Here is a 14040-nt window from a genome sequence, read left to right on the forward strand (position 1 = left end):
GATTGCCTGCCATCATCCTTGCGCGTGAACACAGCACAAAGCGTGCAAAGGCGCTTGCATCAGCGCAGATTGCGCACAGAATGCGCGTATTGGAGGGGCATGATGCAAACACCGCCCAATCTCGACAGCTTCGACTGGCGCCTGCTCGACGCACTCCAGCAGGACGCATCGCTGACCAACGGCGCCCTGGCCGAGAAGGTCGGCCTCTCCGCAAGCCAGATTTCGCGGCGGCGACAGAGGCTGGAGCAGGACGGCACGATCCGCGGTTACCGCGCTTTGATCGAGCCCTCCGCCATCGGGCTCAGCATCACCGTCTTCATCCATGTCGCACTCAACACGCATTCGCGCGACAATGCGCGGCGCTTCCGCGATCTGGTCCGGTTGACGCCGGCAATCCTCGAGGCCCATGCCCTGACAGGGGAAGCGGATTACCTGCTCAAGGTCGCGGTCGGCGACCTCAAGGAATTGTCGCGCTTCATCAACGAGATCCTGATGCCGCATGAGAGCGTGGCGCGCCTGCGCTCCGAAATCGCGCTGGAGACCCTGAAGGAGCCTGGCCTGCTGCCGCTGCCGGGGCCTTGATGTCGTCATTCTTCCTTCGCATGGCGTGCCCAGAGCAGGATCCGAGAAAGCGGAAACCGGTTTTTCGCATTGATCCTGCTCTCACTCTTCTAGCCGTTGTGTGGGCCCTGGCTTGCGTGCAGGCTGAATGACGATGTCGACCAAAGCCTTGCGAAGGAGCCGACCATGTTCAACGCGAAATCACTTCTCGATGCGCTCGTCAGCGCCGGCGGCCAGGCCGGCCAGCAAGGAGGACAGACCGGGGGCCTCGGCGCCGTGCTCGGCAACCTGGCGCAGCAGGCCGGCAGCGCTGGGGGTCTGGCAGGAGGCCTGGGTGGACTCGTCGGCAGCGTCTTCGGGCAGGCGACGCAAGGCGTGCAGGACGCCGCACAGCAGACTGGCGCACAGCAAAAGGCCAGCGACATCCTGAGCCAGATCTCCGGTGGCAAGACGCCGGACCAGCTGCTCGAACAGGCCAAGGGCATGTTCAACGCCAACCCGGCCATGGCGACGGCTGTGCTGGGTGGGCTCGGCGCGCTGGTCTTCGGTTCCTCGGCGGGGCGGGCCGTCGTCGGCTCCGCCGCCAGGCTGGGCGGCCTCGCTCTGATCGGCGGGCTGGCCTACAAGGCCTATCAGAATCATCAGGCCGGCAAGCCGCTGCTCGACACGCAGGAGCCGGTCCAGCCCGCTCCTGCCGGCACCGGCTTCGAGCCCGCAGCGGCAAACGAGGCGACGGCGCTGATCTTCATCCGCGCGATGATCGCGGCGGCCGCCGCCGACGGGGCAATCGACGAAGACGAGCGCAGGACCATCCTCGGCGGCCTGCGCGAAGCTGGCTTCGATCCCGAGGCCAATGACTGGCTAGCCAATGAGATGGCGCATCCAGCCTCGGTCGACACCTTGGTCGAGGGCGCAACCAGCCCCGAATTGGCGGCGCAGATCTATACAGCGGCGCGCATCGCCATCAATCCCGACACGGCCAGGGAGAAGGACTTCCTCGCCGGGCTCGCGGGCTCGCTCGGGCTCGACGCCGAGCTGGTCGCGAATATCGATGCGGCGGCGAGCGCCGCGAAGGTCTAGAGCAGGATGCGAAAAAGTGGGAACCGGTTTTTCGCACCAAACCTGCTCTAACTTTTTGATGAGAGCCGACGCAGACCCGAGGTGCGCCGAGCACGGATTGACCATCCGGCGTGCCCAGCCGACCTATGCGATATGCAGCCCCCCTCCCCGCATTGGTCGGCGCGCCTGCCATTCTACTATGGCTGGCTCATCATCGGCATCGCCTTCGTCACCGTGGCGGTGGCCGTCAGCGCGCGCACGGCGTTCTCGCTGCTGCTGCCACCACTGATCGACGAGTTCGGCTGGGATCGCGGGCTGGCTTCGGGTGCCTTCTCGTTTGGCTTCCTGCTTTCGGCCGCGACCAGCACATTTGTCGGCCGCATCATGGACAAGCATGGCCCGCGCGTCGTGATCGAGACGGGCGTGGCGATGCTGGCAGCAGGCATGCTGGTCGCGCCCGCGATCAGCGCCGCCTGGCACCTCTACCTGACGCTCGGCGTCCTGGTCGGCTGCGGCGCCAATCTGATGAGCTTTTCGGCACAGTCGCTGTTCCTGCCGAATTGGTTCGTGCGCCGCCGGGCCTTTGCGATCAGCATCGCCTTTTCCGGCGTCGGTGTCGGTGCGGTGCTGCTCTTGCCCTGGCTGCAATCGATCATCAGCCGGGAGGGCTGGCGCGCCGCCTGCTGGATCATGGGCCTGCTCGTGCTTTTTCTGCTCGGCCCACTCAATCTGCTGGTCCGCCGCAGACCCCAGAATCTCGGCCTCCTCCCCGATGGCGAGACCGGCTCGGCTGGAACCGGCGCGGCGCGGCGTGCGGCGGCTGTGGCCGATCCGGCCTGGGTCGCCATCGAATGGACGCTGGCGCGGGCGCTGCGCACCGCGCGCCTCTGGTGGATCATGCTCGGTTATTTCTGCGCGCTGGTCGCCTGGTATGCCGTGCAGGTCCATCAGACCAAATACCTGATCGAGGTCGGCTTCACCCCACTCACGGCTGCCTGGGCACTCGGACTGGTCAGCGCCGTCGCCATCCCCGGTCAGATCGGCCTCGGCGCCCTGTCCGATCGCATCGGCCGCGAATGGATCTGGATGGTGGGCTGCCTGGGCTTCGCCATCTGCTATGCCGCGCTGATCGCGCTGGAGCACAGGCCGTCGCCCGTCCTGCTCTATGTGATGGCGATCGCGCAGGGTTTCCTGGGTTACGCACTCGCCTCGGTGATGGGCGCGATCGTCGCCGAAATTTTCGAAGGGCCACATTTCGGGGCGATCTTCGGGACAGTCACCGTGGCACTGCTCGGCGGCGGCGCGGTCGGGCCCTGGCTGGCTGGCACGATTCACGATGCGACCGGCAGCTACCGCCTGGCTTTCCTGCTGGCGATCGCCTGCTGCTTCGTCTCGGCGGCAGCGATCTGGCTGGCGGCGCCACGCAAGGTGCGGCTGGTACCCGGGCGCGTCAGGCGACAGCCTCTGGCCGCGGAGTGAGCGCCCTCAGCTCAGCGAACCGACCCTCCGGTGCGCGTGGCGCCCCGAACGGCTTCGCCACGAGAGTCGGATGATTTCAGATGGAATCACCAAGTGATCCCATCTGAAATCTGAATCCGTCTTCCAACTAAGGGTGGGGAGCCGGATCAATGCGAAAAACCGGTTTCCACTTTTTCGCATCCTGCTCTCGCGCTCCTCGCATTGACGGCTGGCGGCTCAGTGGGCCGCGGTTTCCGAGAACAGGTTGATGACGATCACCCCGGCGACGATCATGGCCATGCCGATCATCGCCGGGGCATCGAGTTTCTGGCCGAACAGCACGAGCGCGATCAGGCTGATCAGCACGATGCCGACGCCGGACCAGATCGCATAGGCGATGCCGACCGGGATCGTGCGCAAGGTCAGCGACAGGAAGTAGAAGGCGCTGGCGAAGGCGATCACGGTGATCAGCGAGGGCACCAACCGCGTGAACTCGTTCGACGCCTTCAGCGCCGAGGTGCCGATGACCTCGCTGACGATGGCGATCGCGAGATAGAGATAGCTCATGCGGCCAGGCTCCGGCCCGCAACCGCGAGCGTTCGGTGGTCTTCGGGAAGCGACGCAGCAGTCAGCGCTCAGGACGTCCGGGCGCGAGCTGATATCTTGCATCGCCCCGCTGAACTCAAGGCGCGCGGCGCACGCCCTGGTCGTCCTCGAAGACGGGCCTGAAGAAGGAGCGCTCATAGCTGAGGATGAAGCGGTCCTTCTCGTTCATCGCGAAGGCAGCCTGGCATTCGGGATCGTCGAAGGAGCGCTTGCGATAGTCCTCGTAGGCCGCCAGCGATGGGAAGCTGAACATTGCCAGCGCCACATTGGAGACGCCCTCCGACGGCATGAAATAGCCGTGGTGCTTGCCGCCGAATTTCTCGACGAGCCGGATCCAGAGCTTGCCATAGGCCTCGAAGGCCGGCAGCTGATAGAGGTCGACGATATAGCGCAGATAGCAGGTGATCATGCTCAGATCGCCTTCGCGCTATTGAGGAACTCGTCCATCCGCACCAGCGCCCGCTCGATATTCTCCAGCGAGTTCGCATAGGACAGCCTGATATAGCCCTCGCCATGGACGCCGAAATCGGGCCCGCCGATGGTGGCGACGCCGGCCTCCTCCAGCAGCGCCGAAGCCAGCTTCTTCGCCTTCCAGCCGGTCTTGGATACATTCGGGAAGGCGTAGAACGCGCCCTTCGGCACGGCGCAGGAGACGTCGGGCAAGGCGTTCAGCCCCTTGACCACGGCCTTCCGGCGCCGATCGAACTCGGCCAGCATCATGTGGACTGCATCCTGCGGGCCGGTCAGGGCCGCAAGCCCAGCCCATTGCGCGGGAGCGTTGACGCAGGAATGAGAGTTCACCGCGAGCTTGCGGGCATTCTCGTAAAGCGGCTTGGGCCAGACCGAGAAGCCCATGCGCCAGCCGGTCATGGCATAGGTCTTCGACCAGCCGTTCAGCAGGATCAGTCGATCGCGAATGTCCGGATAACTCAACAGGCAGACATGCTTCTCGCCGTCATAGAGCATCTGGTCGTAGATCTCGTCCGACATCACCGCGACATCGGGGAAATCAGCCAGCCCGGCGACCAGCTTGTCGACTTCCGCTTTCGGGGTGACGCCGCCAGTCGGGTTCGCCGGCGAGTTGATGATCAGGAGCCGCGTCTTCGGCGTGATCAGCGAGAGCGTCTCCTCCGCCGAGAAGGCAAAACCGTTCTCCTCGCGGATCGGCACCGGAATCGGCGTCGCCCCGGTATATTCGATCATCGAGCGATAGATCGGGAAGCCGGGATCGGGATAGAGGATCTCGGCGCCGGGCTCGCCGAACATCAGGATCGCCATGAACATGGTGACCTTGCCGCCCGGCACGATCATCACCGCTTCCGGCGAGACCTCGACCTGGAAGCGCTTGTGCAGATCGGCCGCAACCGCCTCGCGCAGGGGCAGGATGCCATTGGCCGGCGTATAGCCGTGATGCCCATCGCGCAAAGCCTTCACCGCCGCCTCGACGATATGGTCGGGCGTCGGGAAATCGGGCTGACCGATGCCGAGATTGATGATGTCCTTGCCCTGGCGCTGCAATTCGGTCGCGCGCGCCAGCACGGCGAAGGCGTTCTCCTCGCCGATGCGGGCGAAGGACGGGACGACATGGAGCGTCATGACGGCGTTTCCTTAGAGCCGGAGCAGGATCAATGCGAAAAACCGGTTCCCACTTTTTCGCATCCTGCTCTTGGACAGATCGAGGTCGATGCGGCCCGCTCTCCTCGGGGCCTTGGCCTTGTCTTGGCCGCAAAGCCGCACGCGATGCAAGTGGCGCATGCGAGCCTCGGGATTGCGCCAGTCGCTGGCCCGCCCCCGTACGCCTGACACTTGTCACGCTGGGCCGCCGGGCCTTTCCTGCGCGTGCACGAGATCGAGCCTCCGGCATTGGCGAGCATTACTGCATGCTGTATGCAGCAATGCCCAATAGTATGATTATCTGCGTCCAGGCCTCTTGCCGCGCCGCGGATCATCGGCAAAGTTGCGTGTCTCAAATCGTTTTAAAGAGACCGGCAAGCGGCCATCAGCGCCGCGCCGCGCGAGAGGAAAATACGAGGATGGCCAAAGCACCTGCCGGCAAGAAGCCGGTCCGCAAGATCAAGCCCGAACAGCTGCGCTCGAAGGCCTGGTTCGACAATCCCGCCAATGCCGACATGACGGCGCTCTATATCGAGCGCACCATGAATTTCGGCTTGTCGCGCGACGAATTGCAGTCCGGCCGCCCGATTATCGGCATCGCCCAGACCGGCTCCGACATCGCGCCCTGCAACCGCCATCATATAGAGCTCGCCCATCGCGTTCGCGACGGCATCCGCGAGCGCGGCGGCGTGCCCTTCGAATTTCCGATCCACCCGATTCAGGAAACCTGCAAGCGTCCGACCGCAAGCCTCGACCGCAACCTGCAATATCTCAGCCTCGTCGAGATCCTCTACGGCTACCCGCTCGACGGCGTCGTGCTGACGACCGGCTGCGACAAGACCACACCAGCCCAGCTGATGGCGGCGGCGACCGTCGACATCCCGGCGATCGCCCTGCCCGGCGGCCCGATGCTGAACGGCAATTTCCGCGGCGAGCGCACCGGCTCGGGCACGATCGTCTGGAAGGCACGCCAGATGATGGCGGCCGGCGAGATCGACTATAAGGGCTTCGTCGATCTGGTTGCCTCCTCGGCTCCCTCCGCCGGCCACTGCAACACCATGGGCACGGCGACAACGATGAACTCGATCGCCGAGGCCCTCGGCATGACGCTGCCCGGCGCGGCCGCGATCCCCGCGCCTTACCGCGACCGCTATGAGATGGCCTATCTCACCGGCCTTCGCATCGTCGACATGGTCTGGGAGAATTTGATCCCGTCCAAGATCATGACCCGCGAAGCCTTTGAGAACGCGATCGTGGTCAACTCGGCCATTGGCGGCTCGACCAACGCGCCGATCAGCGTCAACGCCATCGCCAAACATATCGGCGTCCCCCTCGACAACGAGGATTGGACGGCAGTCGGCTATGATATCCCGCTGCTGGTGAACCTGCAGCCGGCCGGCGAATATCTCGGCGAGGATTATTACCGCGCCGGCGGCGTGCCCGCCGTGGTCGCCGAACTCGTCGCCAAGGGCAAGATCAAGCCCGCCATCACCGCCAATGGCAAGACGCTGGCCGAAAATTGCGAGGGCTTCTTCGCCGAGGATCGTCGCGTCATCAAGGCCTATGACGAGCCGATGAAGGCCCAGTCCGGCTTCCTCAATCTGCGCGGCAATCTGTTCGATTCCGCCATCATGAAGACCAGCGTGATCACGCCGGAATTCCGCAAGCGCTATCTCGAGAACCCGAAGGACCCCAACGCCTTCGAGGGCAAGGCGATCGTCTTCGACGGGCCGGAGGATTACCACCACCGCATCGACGACCCGGCGCTCGCGATCGACGAGCACTCGATCCTGTTCATCCGCGGCGTCGGGCCGATCGGCTATCCCGGCGCGGCCGAGGTCGTGAACATGCGGCCGCCGGATTACCTGATCAAGAAGGGCGTCACCGCGCTCGCCTGCGTCGGCGACGGGCGGCAATCGGGCACCTCCGGCTCGCCCTCGATCCTGAACGCCTCGCCGGAAGCGGCGACCGGCGGCGGGCTTGCCTTGCTTAGGACCGGCGACAAGGTCCGCATCGACCTCAACAAGCGCAGCGCCGACATCCTGATCTCCGACAAGGAGCTCGAGGAACGCCGTGCCGCGTTGAAGGCTGCCGGCGGCTACAAATACCCCAAGAGCCAGACCCCCTGGCAGGAGATCCAGCGCAAGATTGTCGGCGAGCTTTCCGAGGGCATGGTGCTGAAGCCAGCGGTCAAGTACCAGAAGATCCACAAGAAGTTCGGCGTGCCGCGCGACAACCACTGACGCACGAGCACGTACCGAACGCTATCCTCGTCATTGCGAGCACCCGGGTCTTGCCTTCGGCAAGCCCGAGCACAGGCTCCGCGAAGCAATCCTGGAATCACGTACTCCCCTGGATTGCTTCGTCGGCTTCGCCTCCTCGCAATGACGGCGACAGGCGCAGGAGCGCGGAACCATGCAGCTCACTCTGCGCCAGATCGAGGTGTTCCGGGCGCTGATGCGCTGCCGCACCGTGGTCGGTGCCGCCCGGGAGCTGCGCATCGCCCAGCCGACTGTGACCAAGACGATCCGGCGCATCGAGGACGTTTGCGCGCTTGCCCTCTTCGACCGGCATGGCGGCCGGCTTGTGCCGACGGCGGAAGCGCATCGGCTGCTCGGCGAGGTCGATCTCGCCTTCGAGCAGATGGAAGGCGCGCTCGCCCGCGCATTGCGCATCACCCGCGCCGATGGCGGCTCGCTGCGCCTGGGTGCCTCGCCCAGCGTCGGGCGGCTCCTGGTCCCGCTCGCCACAGCCGATCTGCTGAAGGAGCATCCGGGGCTGAGCCTGCATGTCGATATCCTCTTCGTCAGCCAGGTGATGGACTATCTGCTCTCGGGCCAGGGCGAATGCGCCGTGACCCTGTTCCCGATCCTGCATGCCGGCATCCGCAGCGTGCCTGTCGCCAAGGCTCCGGTCATGGCGGTCGCCCCAAGGGACTGGCTACCGGCCGGCGACGGCCCGCTGGCACCGTCCTGCCTGATTGACCGGCCGATCATCGTGTTCGAGCCGCATTCCGTGCATGGTCTTGCAGTCGACGCCGTCTTGCGGGCGGGCGGCATCACGCCGACGCGCACCCATGTCGCGCGTTTCGCCGAAACCGCGATCGGCCTGGCGGAAGCCGGAATCGGCGTCGCAATCGTCGATGCATTCAGCGCGCTCGCAGCCGACCGGAACCGGGTCGCGGTCAGGCGGCTCGACCATCCCCCGCCCTACGACATCTATCTGCATCGGCCGATCGAGCGAGCGCGGAGCCAGCTGATGCAGCATTTCGAGATGGCTTTGCGGCAACAGGCGGCAGAACTCAGCGCGCAACCATAGCCTGAGGCTATAGCGCACTCCAGATTTCGCGCTTGCAGCAACTCGCCATCGCTGGCTTTCTCGCCGGGAGAGCGTTTTCGAGCGAACTGGACGCCGGTTCGCATGAAGAAAACGCGTTAACACAAAGAGCTAGAGCAATTGAACGATCCCATCAGATCGGAAATCGCTCTAGCAAAAAAACAGAACCTATCCGGGGGAGGATGATCATGACCGAACGCGACGGCGCTCATGGGGGCGACACGATCTCACGCCGCGCGGCCCTGACCGGCGCCCTGGCGATCCTGGCGAGCGCGACCGCGCGGCCCGCTTTGGCGCAGGCCTACCCCACGCGCGTGATGCAATTGATCGTGCCCTTCGCAGCCGGCGGTGGTGTCGATGTCGTGGTGCGCGTCGTGGCGGAAGCCGCCGGCGACATCCTCAAGCAGCGCCTCCTCATCGAGAATCGCGGCGGCGCCGGCACGGTGCTGGGCTCGCAGGCCGTCGCCAAGGCCGAGCCCGACGGCTACACGCTGCTCGCCGCGCCCACCACCATGGTGATCAACCCGGCGCTGCGCACCAGCCTGCCCTTCGACTGGAAGACCGATCTCGTCCCCGTGGCGATGATCGCAAAGCTGCCCTTCGTGGTGACCTCGGGCCTGAAACTGCCGGCCAGGACGATGAAGGAACTCGAGGCGCTGGGCAAAACGCGCGGCACGCCGATCACCTTCGGCTCGGGCGGCGCCAACACCGTGGCGCATCTCGCCGGCGAGGTCTTCGGACTCGTCTCCGGTGCTCCGGTCCTGCATGTCGCCTATCGCGGCGAGGCCCCGGCCCTGACCGATGCGATGAGCGGCAATATCGACGTGATGTTCTCGACGCTGGCTGGCGCCTCCGCTCATGTGAAGGCCGGCACCTTGCGGGCGCTCGGCGTCACCACGGCCAAGCGGACAAGCCTGCTGCCCGATGTCCCGACCGTCGCCGAGCAGGGCTATGCCGGTTACGACCTCTCCGCCTGGGTCGCGCTGGTCGCGCCGAAGAACACGCCGCCCGCCGTGGTCGCGACCCTCAACGCGGCGGTGAACGGCGCCCTTGCCAAGCCGGAGATCGCCGCCCGGCTGATCGAGATCGGCGCGGAACCTGCGCCCGACACCACCGAGGCGCTCGCAAGCTTCATGGCTAGGGATGCGCAGACCTGGGCCGGCGTGATCAAGGCGGCCGGTATCAAGGGCGAGTAGAGCGTTTTTGAGCGAAGTCGATACCGGTTCGCGCGAAGAAAACGCGTTAAAACAAAGGCCTAGAGCGATTTCGACAGGGATAGGGGCATGCTAGCGCTTCGAAAACTCGTGCCCGAACCGGGGATTGCCCTGTGCGATGTTCCCGAACCGGCCGCGCTTGGGCCTGACGAAATCGTCGTCGCGGTTGCGGCGGCAGGCATCTGCGGCACCGACCTTCACATCGCCGACTGGACCGCCGGCTATGCCGCAATGGCGCAGGCGATGCCGGTGACGATGGGCCATGAATTCGCCGGCAAGGTGGCCCGACTGGGCGAGGCTGTCTCGAATCTGCGCCTCGGCGATCGGGTCGTCATCCGGCCCTCCGTCGTCTGCGGCCAATGCGAGCGCTGCCGCAACGGACGGGCGGAGGATTGCGTCACGCGGCGCGGCATCGGCATCATGCGCGACGGCGGTTTCGCCGCTCTCGCCTGCGTGCCTGCCGAGAACTGCGTGCCAGTGCCCGAGACACTCTCCGACGCGCTCGCCGCCTTGACCGAGCCGATGACCGTCTCGGCCGAGGCTGTCGATACCGCCGGAGTGAGGCCAGGCGACAGCGTGCTCATCATCGGCCCCGGCACGATCGGCCAAGGCATCGCGCTCTTCGCCGAGGCGGCCGGCGCCAGCCGCATCGTCATCGCCGGACATGACGACGCCGCGCGCCTGGCGACCCTGCGCGAAATGGGCTTTAGCGATACGCTCGACACGGTCGGCACCTCGCTGCGCAAAGGCCTGGAACGGGCCGGCTTGCCATTGTCCTATGACCGGATCATCGAGGCCGCCGGCGTGCCGACGCTTGTCGGCGAGGCGCTCGACCTGCTCGCTCTGCGCGGGGTGCTGACGATCTGCGGCATCCATGCCAACCCGGCCACTGTGGATCTGACGACCCTGGTCAGGCGCCACCAGCAGATCCGCGGCTCCTATCGCGCGCCCCTGGCGACATGGCCGCGCGTGCTCGGGTACCTCGCCGCGCATAGTGCGCGCATCTCCCACATGATCACGGAAGAGGTCGCGCTGGCGGAGGCGCCGGCTGCCTTCGCGCGCGCCAAGAACCGATCCGCCTCCAAGATCATGCTGCGGCCATGACCACGAACGGGCCTGGCATGGGCTGGCGCGGAGCCGGCTTCCTCGTCATCGCCAACTCGGTCGAGCCGGCGGCGCTCGCAGAGTACGAAGCCTGGCACAGCTTCGAGCATGTGCCGGAGCGCTTGACCATGCCCGGCTTCCTTGGCGGCCGGCGCTTCGTGCGCGGACGCGGACAGGAGCGCCGCTTCCTGACGCTCTACGATCTCGACAGTCCCGACGCGCTGGAAACCCCCGAATATCGCCATCTGCTGGCGAACCCGACGCCGGCCTCGCGCCTCATGCGCCCGCTGATGGGCGATTTCCGGCGCTTCGTCTATCGCGAGCGCGCCCACTTCGGCACCGGCTGCGGCAGCCATCTCGGCTTTCTGCGCTGGGCCGCGCCGGAGGACGGCATTCAGGACGATATCGCGGCCCTGTCCGCCCTGATCGGACAAAGTGGCATCGCCGCGCTGCGCATCGGAGGCTCGCAGGAGACCGCGCCTCACCCCGCCTTCGCACCCGATCCGGCCGCCTCGGTCAGGCACGCCGCGGCGATAATGAGCGGAACCGATGGCGCCAAGCTGACGACAGCTCTCAAATCGATCGCGAACCGCCTGAGCGGACCGGTGCTCGAACGCAGCGTCTATAATCTGATCCTCGCCTATTGAAGCTCATGCCTGAGGCGCATTCGGGGCGAGCGCTTGCGCATGAAAGGAAGGGCTGACAAGAGCGCTCTTGCCGGACAGTATGGCCCCCCGAAGAACAAGCCGATTTGAAACGATTTAAAATGGCCTACTCCCCTCAGGTCGACGCCTTTCGCAAGCTGCACGAGGCCGGTTGCTTCGTGATGCCCAACCCATGGGATCTCGGCTCGGCACGCTGGCTGCGTGGCCAGGACTTCAAGGCGCTGGCGACGACGAGCGCGGGCTTCGCCTTCACGCAAGGCCGCGCCGACCAGGACGTGCCGCGCGACATGATGCTCGCCCATATCGGCGAGATGGTGAAGGCGGTGCCGGATTTGCCGGTCAATGCCGATTTCGAGAACGGCTATGCCGATACGCCCGACGGCGTCGCGGCCAACACCAAGCTCTGCATCGCGACCGGAGTAGCCGGCCTCTCGATCGAGGATGCGACCGGCCGGCCGGATGAACCGCTCTACCCGTTCGAGCTGGCGGTCGAGCGCATCAAGGCGGCGCGGCGCGCCGTCGACGAGACCGGCTCCGGGGTCGTGCTGACGGCGCGGGCCGAATGCTTCCTCACCGGCCACCCCGATGCGCTGAACGAAGCGGCGCGGCGCATCGCAGCCTATGCCGAGGCCGGCGCCGACGTGCTCTATGCGCCCGGCCCGAAGACGAAGGAACAGATTGCGACGATCGTCGCGGCTGCCGGTGGCAAGCCGGTCAACCAGTTGATCTATGGTGATTTCGGCCTCACCGTGCCGGAGATCGCCGCACTCGGCATCCGCCGCATCTCGATCGGCGGAGCTCTGGCGCGCGCAGCCTGGGCCGCCTTTATCGAGGCGACCCGTCTGATCCGCGACGAGGGCAGCTTCAAGGGATTTGCCGGCAACGGCCCCTCCGCGCCGCTGAACCCGTTCTTCACCGCCGATCTGAAGGCGCGCGACCTGAAGGCGCATTCGTGAGCGGCACGCTGTTGATCGCACCGGCCTGGCTCGGCCTGAGCGGCCTTTGGACGCTCGACGTCAAGGGCAAGCGCAAACCGGTCGATGCCGAGGATATCGGCCTGTCCGAGGACCTTGCGGACAGGCTGGAGGCCTGGATGGATGCCTTCGATGCCATCTACGAAGAGGACAACGAAGCCCGCTCGCGCTTTCCCGACGCCGTCGAACAATTGGCCTGGGAGGCCGCGGGCATAGCCCTAGCCGAGGCGATCCGCGCGGAACTCGGCGCGGGCTGGACGGTGACGACGGATTTGAACGGCTGGCGGGAGACGACCCAACCATGACGACGCCGCTCGACTGGAAGGCCCCACCCTTCCCGCCCGCCAAGGTACTCGAAGGCCAGTATTGCCGACTGGAGCCGATCGATTCCGCCCGCCATCTCGACGACATCTGGGCGGTGAACCAGGGCCACGACCACATCTGGGACTGGATGCCGGCCCATCCGCCGCAATCGCGCGAGAGCTATCGCGAATTGCTCGAGATGATGGCGAGCAAGGCCGGCATCGTGCCCTTCGCGGTCATCGACAAGGCGGACGGCAAGGCCAAGGGCCATCTCTGGTTGATGGAGATTCGTCCCGAGCACGGCGTCTTCGAAGTCGGCTACATCACCTATTCGCCGGTCTTGCAGAAGACGCGCGTCGCCACCGAGGCGATTTATCTCTGCGGCGAATACGGCTTCTCGCTCGGCTATCGCCGCTTCGAATGGAAGTGCAACAATCTGAACGAGCCCTCCAAGCGCGCCGCCTTGCGCTTCGGCTTCCACTATGAGGGGCTGTTCCGCCAGCACATGGTGGTCAAGGGCAGGAATCGTGACACCGCCTGGTTCTCGATCCTCGACAGCGAATGGCCGGCCCGCGCGCAAGGCTTCCGGCGCTGGCTCGCGCCGGAGAATTTCGACGCGAACGGCGCGCAGAAGCTCTCCCTTGCCGCCTTCAATCAGCCGATGGCGCTCGCCGGCACAGTCCCGCTGCGCCGAGCCACCACGAACGATATTCCGGCAATCCTGGCGCTGAAGAACGCAGCCTACACGCCCAATGAAAGCATTATCGGCGTGCCTTCGCTGCCGCGCATCGCCGATTACGCCCAGGTCGTCGCCGAACACGAAGTCTGGCTGACTGATGGCGCAAGCGGGCTCGAGGCTGCGCTCGTGCTTGAGATCGAGGACGGCAAGTTCACGCTCTGGAGCATCGCGGTCGCGCCCGAAGCGGCCGGGCGCAAGCTTGGCCGCGCCTTGATGGACTTTGCCGATGAACGCGCCCGGGCGCTGCAATTCGACGCGGTCCATCTCTACACCCACGCCAAGCTGATCCAGCGCATCAGCTGGTATGAGCGGCTCGGCTACGTGATCACCCATCATCAGGAGTTGGCCGACCGGCGGCTCACTCACATGCGCAAGCAACTGCAAAAAGCCGGCTGAACAGGGACGAA

At 65.6% G+C, this 14040-nt stretch carries 14 protein-coding genes; 11 read left to right on the top strand and 3 right to left on the bottom strand.

Features of this window, described 5'->3' with window-relative positions; all coding sequences use genetic code 11:
* Window positions 1–102: 102 nt before the first annotated feature.
* From BMZ97_RS16655 to BMZ97_RS16665, 3 genes are all read left to right on the top strand, one after another.
* Complete coding sequence (locus BMZ97_RS16655) at window positions 103–582, top strand: Lrp/AsnC family transcriptional regulator (RefSeq protein WP_092172459.1); 480 nt, start codon at window positions 103–105, stop codon at window positions 580–582.
* Window positions 583–747: 165 nt separating this feature from the next.
* A complete protein-coding gene (locus BMZ97_RS16660; RefSeq protein ID WP_092171781.1) occupies window positions 748–1641 on the top strand; it encodes a tellurite resistance TerB family protein in 894 nt (297 codons plus the stop codon).
* Window positions 1642–1773: 132 nt separating this feature from the next.
* A complete protein-coding gene (locus tag BMZ97_RS16665; RefSeq protein WP_092171783.1) occupies window positions 1774–3099 on the top strand; it encodes an MFS transporter in 1326 nt (441 codons plus the stop codon).
* A gap of 216 nt (window positions 3100–3315) precedes the next feature.
* Here BMZ97_RS16665 and BMZ97_RS16670 read toward each other — a convergent pair whose 3' ends face one another.
* The 3 genes from BMZ97_RS16670 to BMZ97_RS16680 form a co-directional block, all read right to left on the bottom strand.
* Complete coding sequence (locus tag BMZ97_RS16670) at window positions 3316–3645, bottom strand: SMR family transporter (RefSeq protein ID WP_092171786.1); 330 nt, start codon at window positions 3643–3645, stop codon at window positions 3316–3318.
* A gap of 115 nt (window positions 3646–3760) precedes the next feature.
* Window positions 3761–4093 carry an NIPSNAP family protein gene (locus BMZ97_RS16675; protein ID WP_092171788.1) on the bottom strand — a complete coding sequence of 111 codons (333 nt, stop codon included), beginning with the start codon at window positions 4091–4093 and terminating at the stop codon, window positions 3761–3763.
* A gap of 2 nt (window positions 4094–4095) precedes the next feature.
* Window positions 4096–5280 carry a pyridoxal phosphate-dependent aminotransferase gene (locus BMZ97_RS16680; RefSeq protein ID WP_092171791.1) on the bottom strand — a complete coding sequence of 395 codons (1185 nt, stop codon included), beginning with the start codon at window positions 5278–5280 and terminating at the stop codon, window positions 4096–4098.
* A 437-nt stretch (window positions 5281–5717) separates the two neighbouring features.
* On the opposite strand from BMZ97_RS16680, the gene BMZ97_RS16685 reads away from it, so the two are divergent.
* The 8 genes from BMZ97_RS16685 (at window position 5718) to BMZ97_RS31285 (ending at window position 14029) form a co-directional block, all read left to right on the top strand.
* Window positions 5718–7541, top strand: a complete 1824-nt coding sequence (locus BMZ97_RS16685; RefSeq protein ID WP_092171794.1) for an IlvD/Edd family dehydratase — start codon at window positions 5718–5720, stop codon at window positions 7539–7541.
* A 172-nt stretch (window positions 7542–7713) separates the two neighbouring features.
* A complete protein-coding gene (locus BMZ97_RS16690; protein WP_092171796.1) occupies window positions 7714–8616 on the top strand; it encodes a LysR family transcriptional regulator in 903 nt (300 codons plus the stop codon).
* Between the two features lie 206 nt (window positions 8617–8822).
* Window positions 8823–9830 (top strand): Bug family tripartite tricarboxylate transporter substrate binding protein, encoded by a 1008-nt coding sequence (locus BMZ97_RS16695; protein WP_175525599.1) that lies wholly within the window; start codon window positions 8823–8825, stop codon window positions 9828–9830.
* 87 nt (window positions 9831–9917) lie between these two features.
* Window positions 9918–10952, top strand: a complete 1035-nt coding sequence (locus BMZ97_RS16700; protein WP_092171802.1) for a zinc-dependent alcohol dehydrogenase — start codon at window positions 9918–9920, stop codon at window positions 10950–10952.
* On the top strand, window positions 10949–11599 hold the full coding sequence (locus BMZ97_RS16705; protein ID WP_139221240.1) for a hypothetical protein: 651 nt from the start codon (window positions 10949–10951) through the stop codon (window positions 11597–11599). The genes BMZ97_RS16700 and BMZ97_RS16705 overlap by 4 nt, the downstream gene beginning before the upstream one ends.
* A 119-nt stretch (window positions 11600–11718) precedes the next feature.
* Complete coding sequence (locus tag BMZ97_RS16710) at window positions 11719–12573, top strand: isocitrate lyase/PEP mutase family protein (protein ID WP_092171807.1); 855 nt, start codon at window positions 11719–11721, stop codon at window positions 12571–12573.
* A complete protein-coding gene (locus tag BMZ97_RS16715) occupies window positions 12570–12896 on the top strand; it encodes a hypothetical protein (RefSeq protein WP_092171809.1) in 327 nt (108 codons plus the stop codon). The genes BMZ97_RS16710 and BMZ97_RS16715 overlap by 4 nt, the downstream gene beginning before the upstream one ends.
* Window positions 12893–14029 carry a GNAT family N-acetyltransferase gene (locus tag BMZ97_RS31285; protein WP_175525600.1) on the top strand — a complete coding sequence of 379 codons (1137 nt, stop codon included), beginning with the start codon at window positions 12893–12895 and terminating at the stop codon, window positions 14027–14029. The genes BMZ97_RS16715 and BMZ97_RS31285 overlap by 4 nt, the downstream gene beginning before the upstream one ends.
* Window positions 14030–14040 lie beyond the last annotated feature (11 nt).

The organism is Allobosea sp. OK403 (assembly GCF_900113835.1).
Lineage (GTDB): Bacteria > Pseudomonadota > Alphaproteobacteria > Rhizobiales > Beijerinckiaceae > Allobosea.

What these genes read in the sequence shown, in the direction of transcription:
- BMZ97_RS16655 (WP_092172459.1), top strand. Translation starts at nt 103, where the DNA reads ATGCAAACACCGCCCAATCTCGACAGCTTCGACTGGCGCCTGCTCGAC.
- BMZ97_RS16660 (WP_092171781.1), top strand. Translation starts at nt 748, where the DNA reads ATGTTCAACGCGAAATCACTTCTCGATGCGCTCGTCAGCGCCGGCGGC.
- BMZ97_RS16665 (WP_092171783.1), top strand. Translation starts at nt 1,774, where the DNA reads ATGCAGCCCCCCTCCCCGCATTGGTCGGCGCGCCTGCCATTCTACTAT.
- BMZ97_RS16670 (WP_092171786.1), bottom strand. Translation starts at nt 3,645, where the DNA reads ATGAGCTATCTCTATCTCGCGATCGCCATCGTCAGCGAGGTCATCGGC.
- BMZ97_RS16675 (WP_092171788.1), bottom strand. Translation starts at nt 4,093, where the DNA reads ATGATCACCTGCTATCTGCGCTATATCGTCGACCTCTATCAGCTGCCG.
- BMZ97_RS16680 (WP_092171791.1), bottom strand. Translation starts at nt 5,280, where the DNA reads ATGACGCTCCATGTCGTCCCGTCCTTCGCCCGCATCGGCGAGGAGAAC.
- BMZ97_RS16685 (WP_092171794.1), top strand. Translation starts at nt 5,718, where the DNA reads ATGGCCAAAGCACCTGCCGGCAAGAAGCCGGTCCGCAAGATCAAGCCC.
- BMZ97_RS16690 (WP_092171796.1), top strand. Translation starts at nt 7,714, where the DNA reads ATGCAGCTCACTCTGCGCCAGATCGAGGTGTTCCGGGCGCTGATGCGC.
- BMZ97_RS16695 (WP_175525599.1), top strand. Translation starts at nt 8,823, where the DNA reads ATGACCGAACGCGACGGCGCTCATGGGGGCGACACGATCTCACGCCGC.
- BMZ97_RS16700 (WP_092171802.1), top strand. Translation starts at nt 9,918, where the DNA reads ATGCTAGCGCTTCGAAAACTCGTGCCCGAACCGGGGATTGCCCTGTGC.
- BMZ97_RS16705 (WP_139221240.1), top strand. Translation starts at nt 10,949, where the DNA reads ATGACCACGAACGGGCCTGGCATGGGCTGGCGCGGAGCCGGCTTCCTC.
- BMZ97_RS16710 (WP_092171807.1), top strand. Translation starts at nt 11,719, where the DNA reads ATGGCCTACTCCCCTCAGGTCGACGCCTTTCGCAAGCTGCACGAGGCC.
- BMZ97_RS31285 (WP_175525600.1), top strand. Translation starts at nt 12,893, where the DNA reads ATGACGACGCCGCTCGACTGGAAGGCCCCACCCTTCCCGCCCGCCAAG.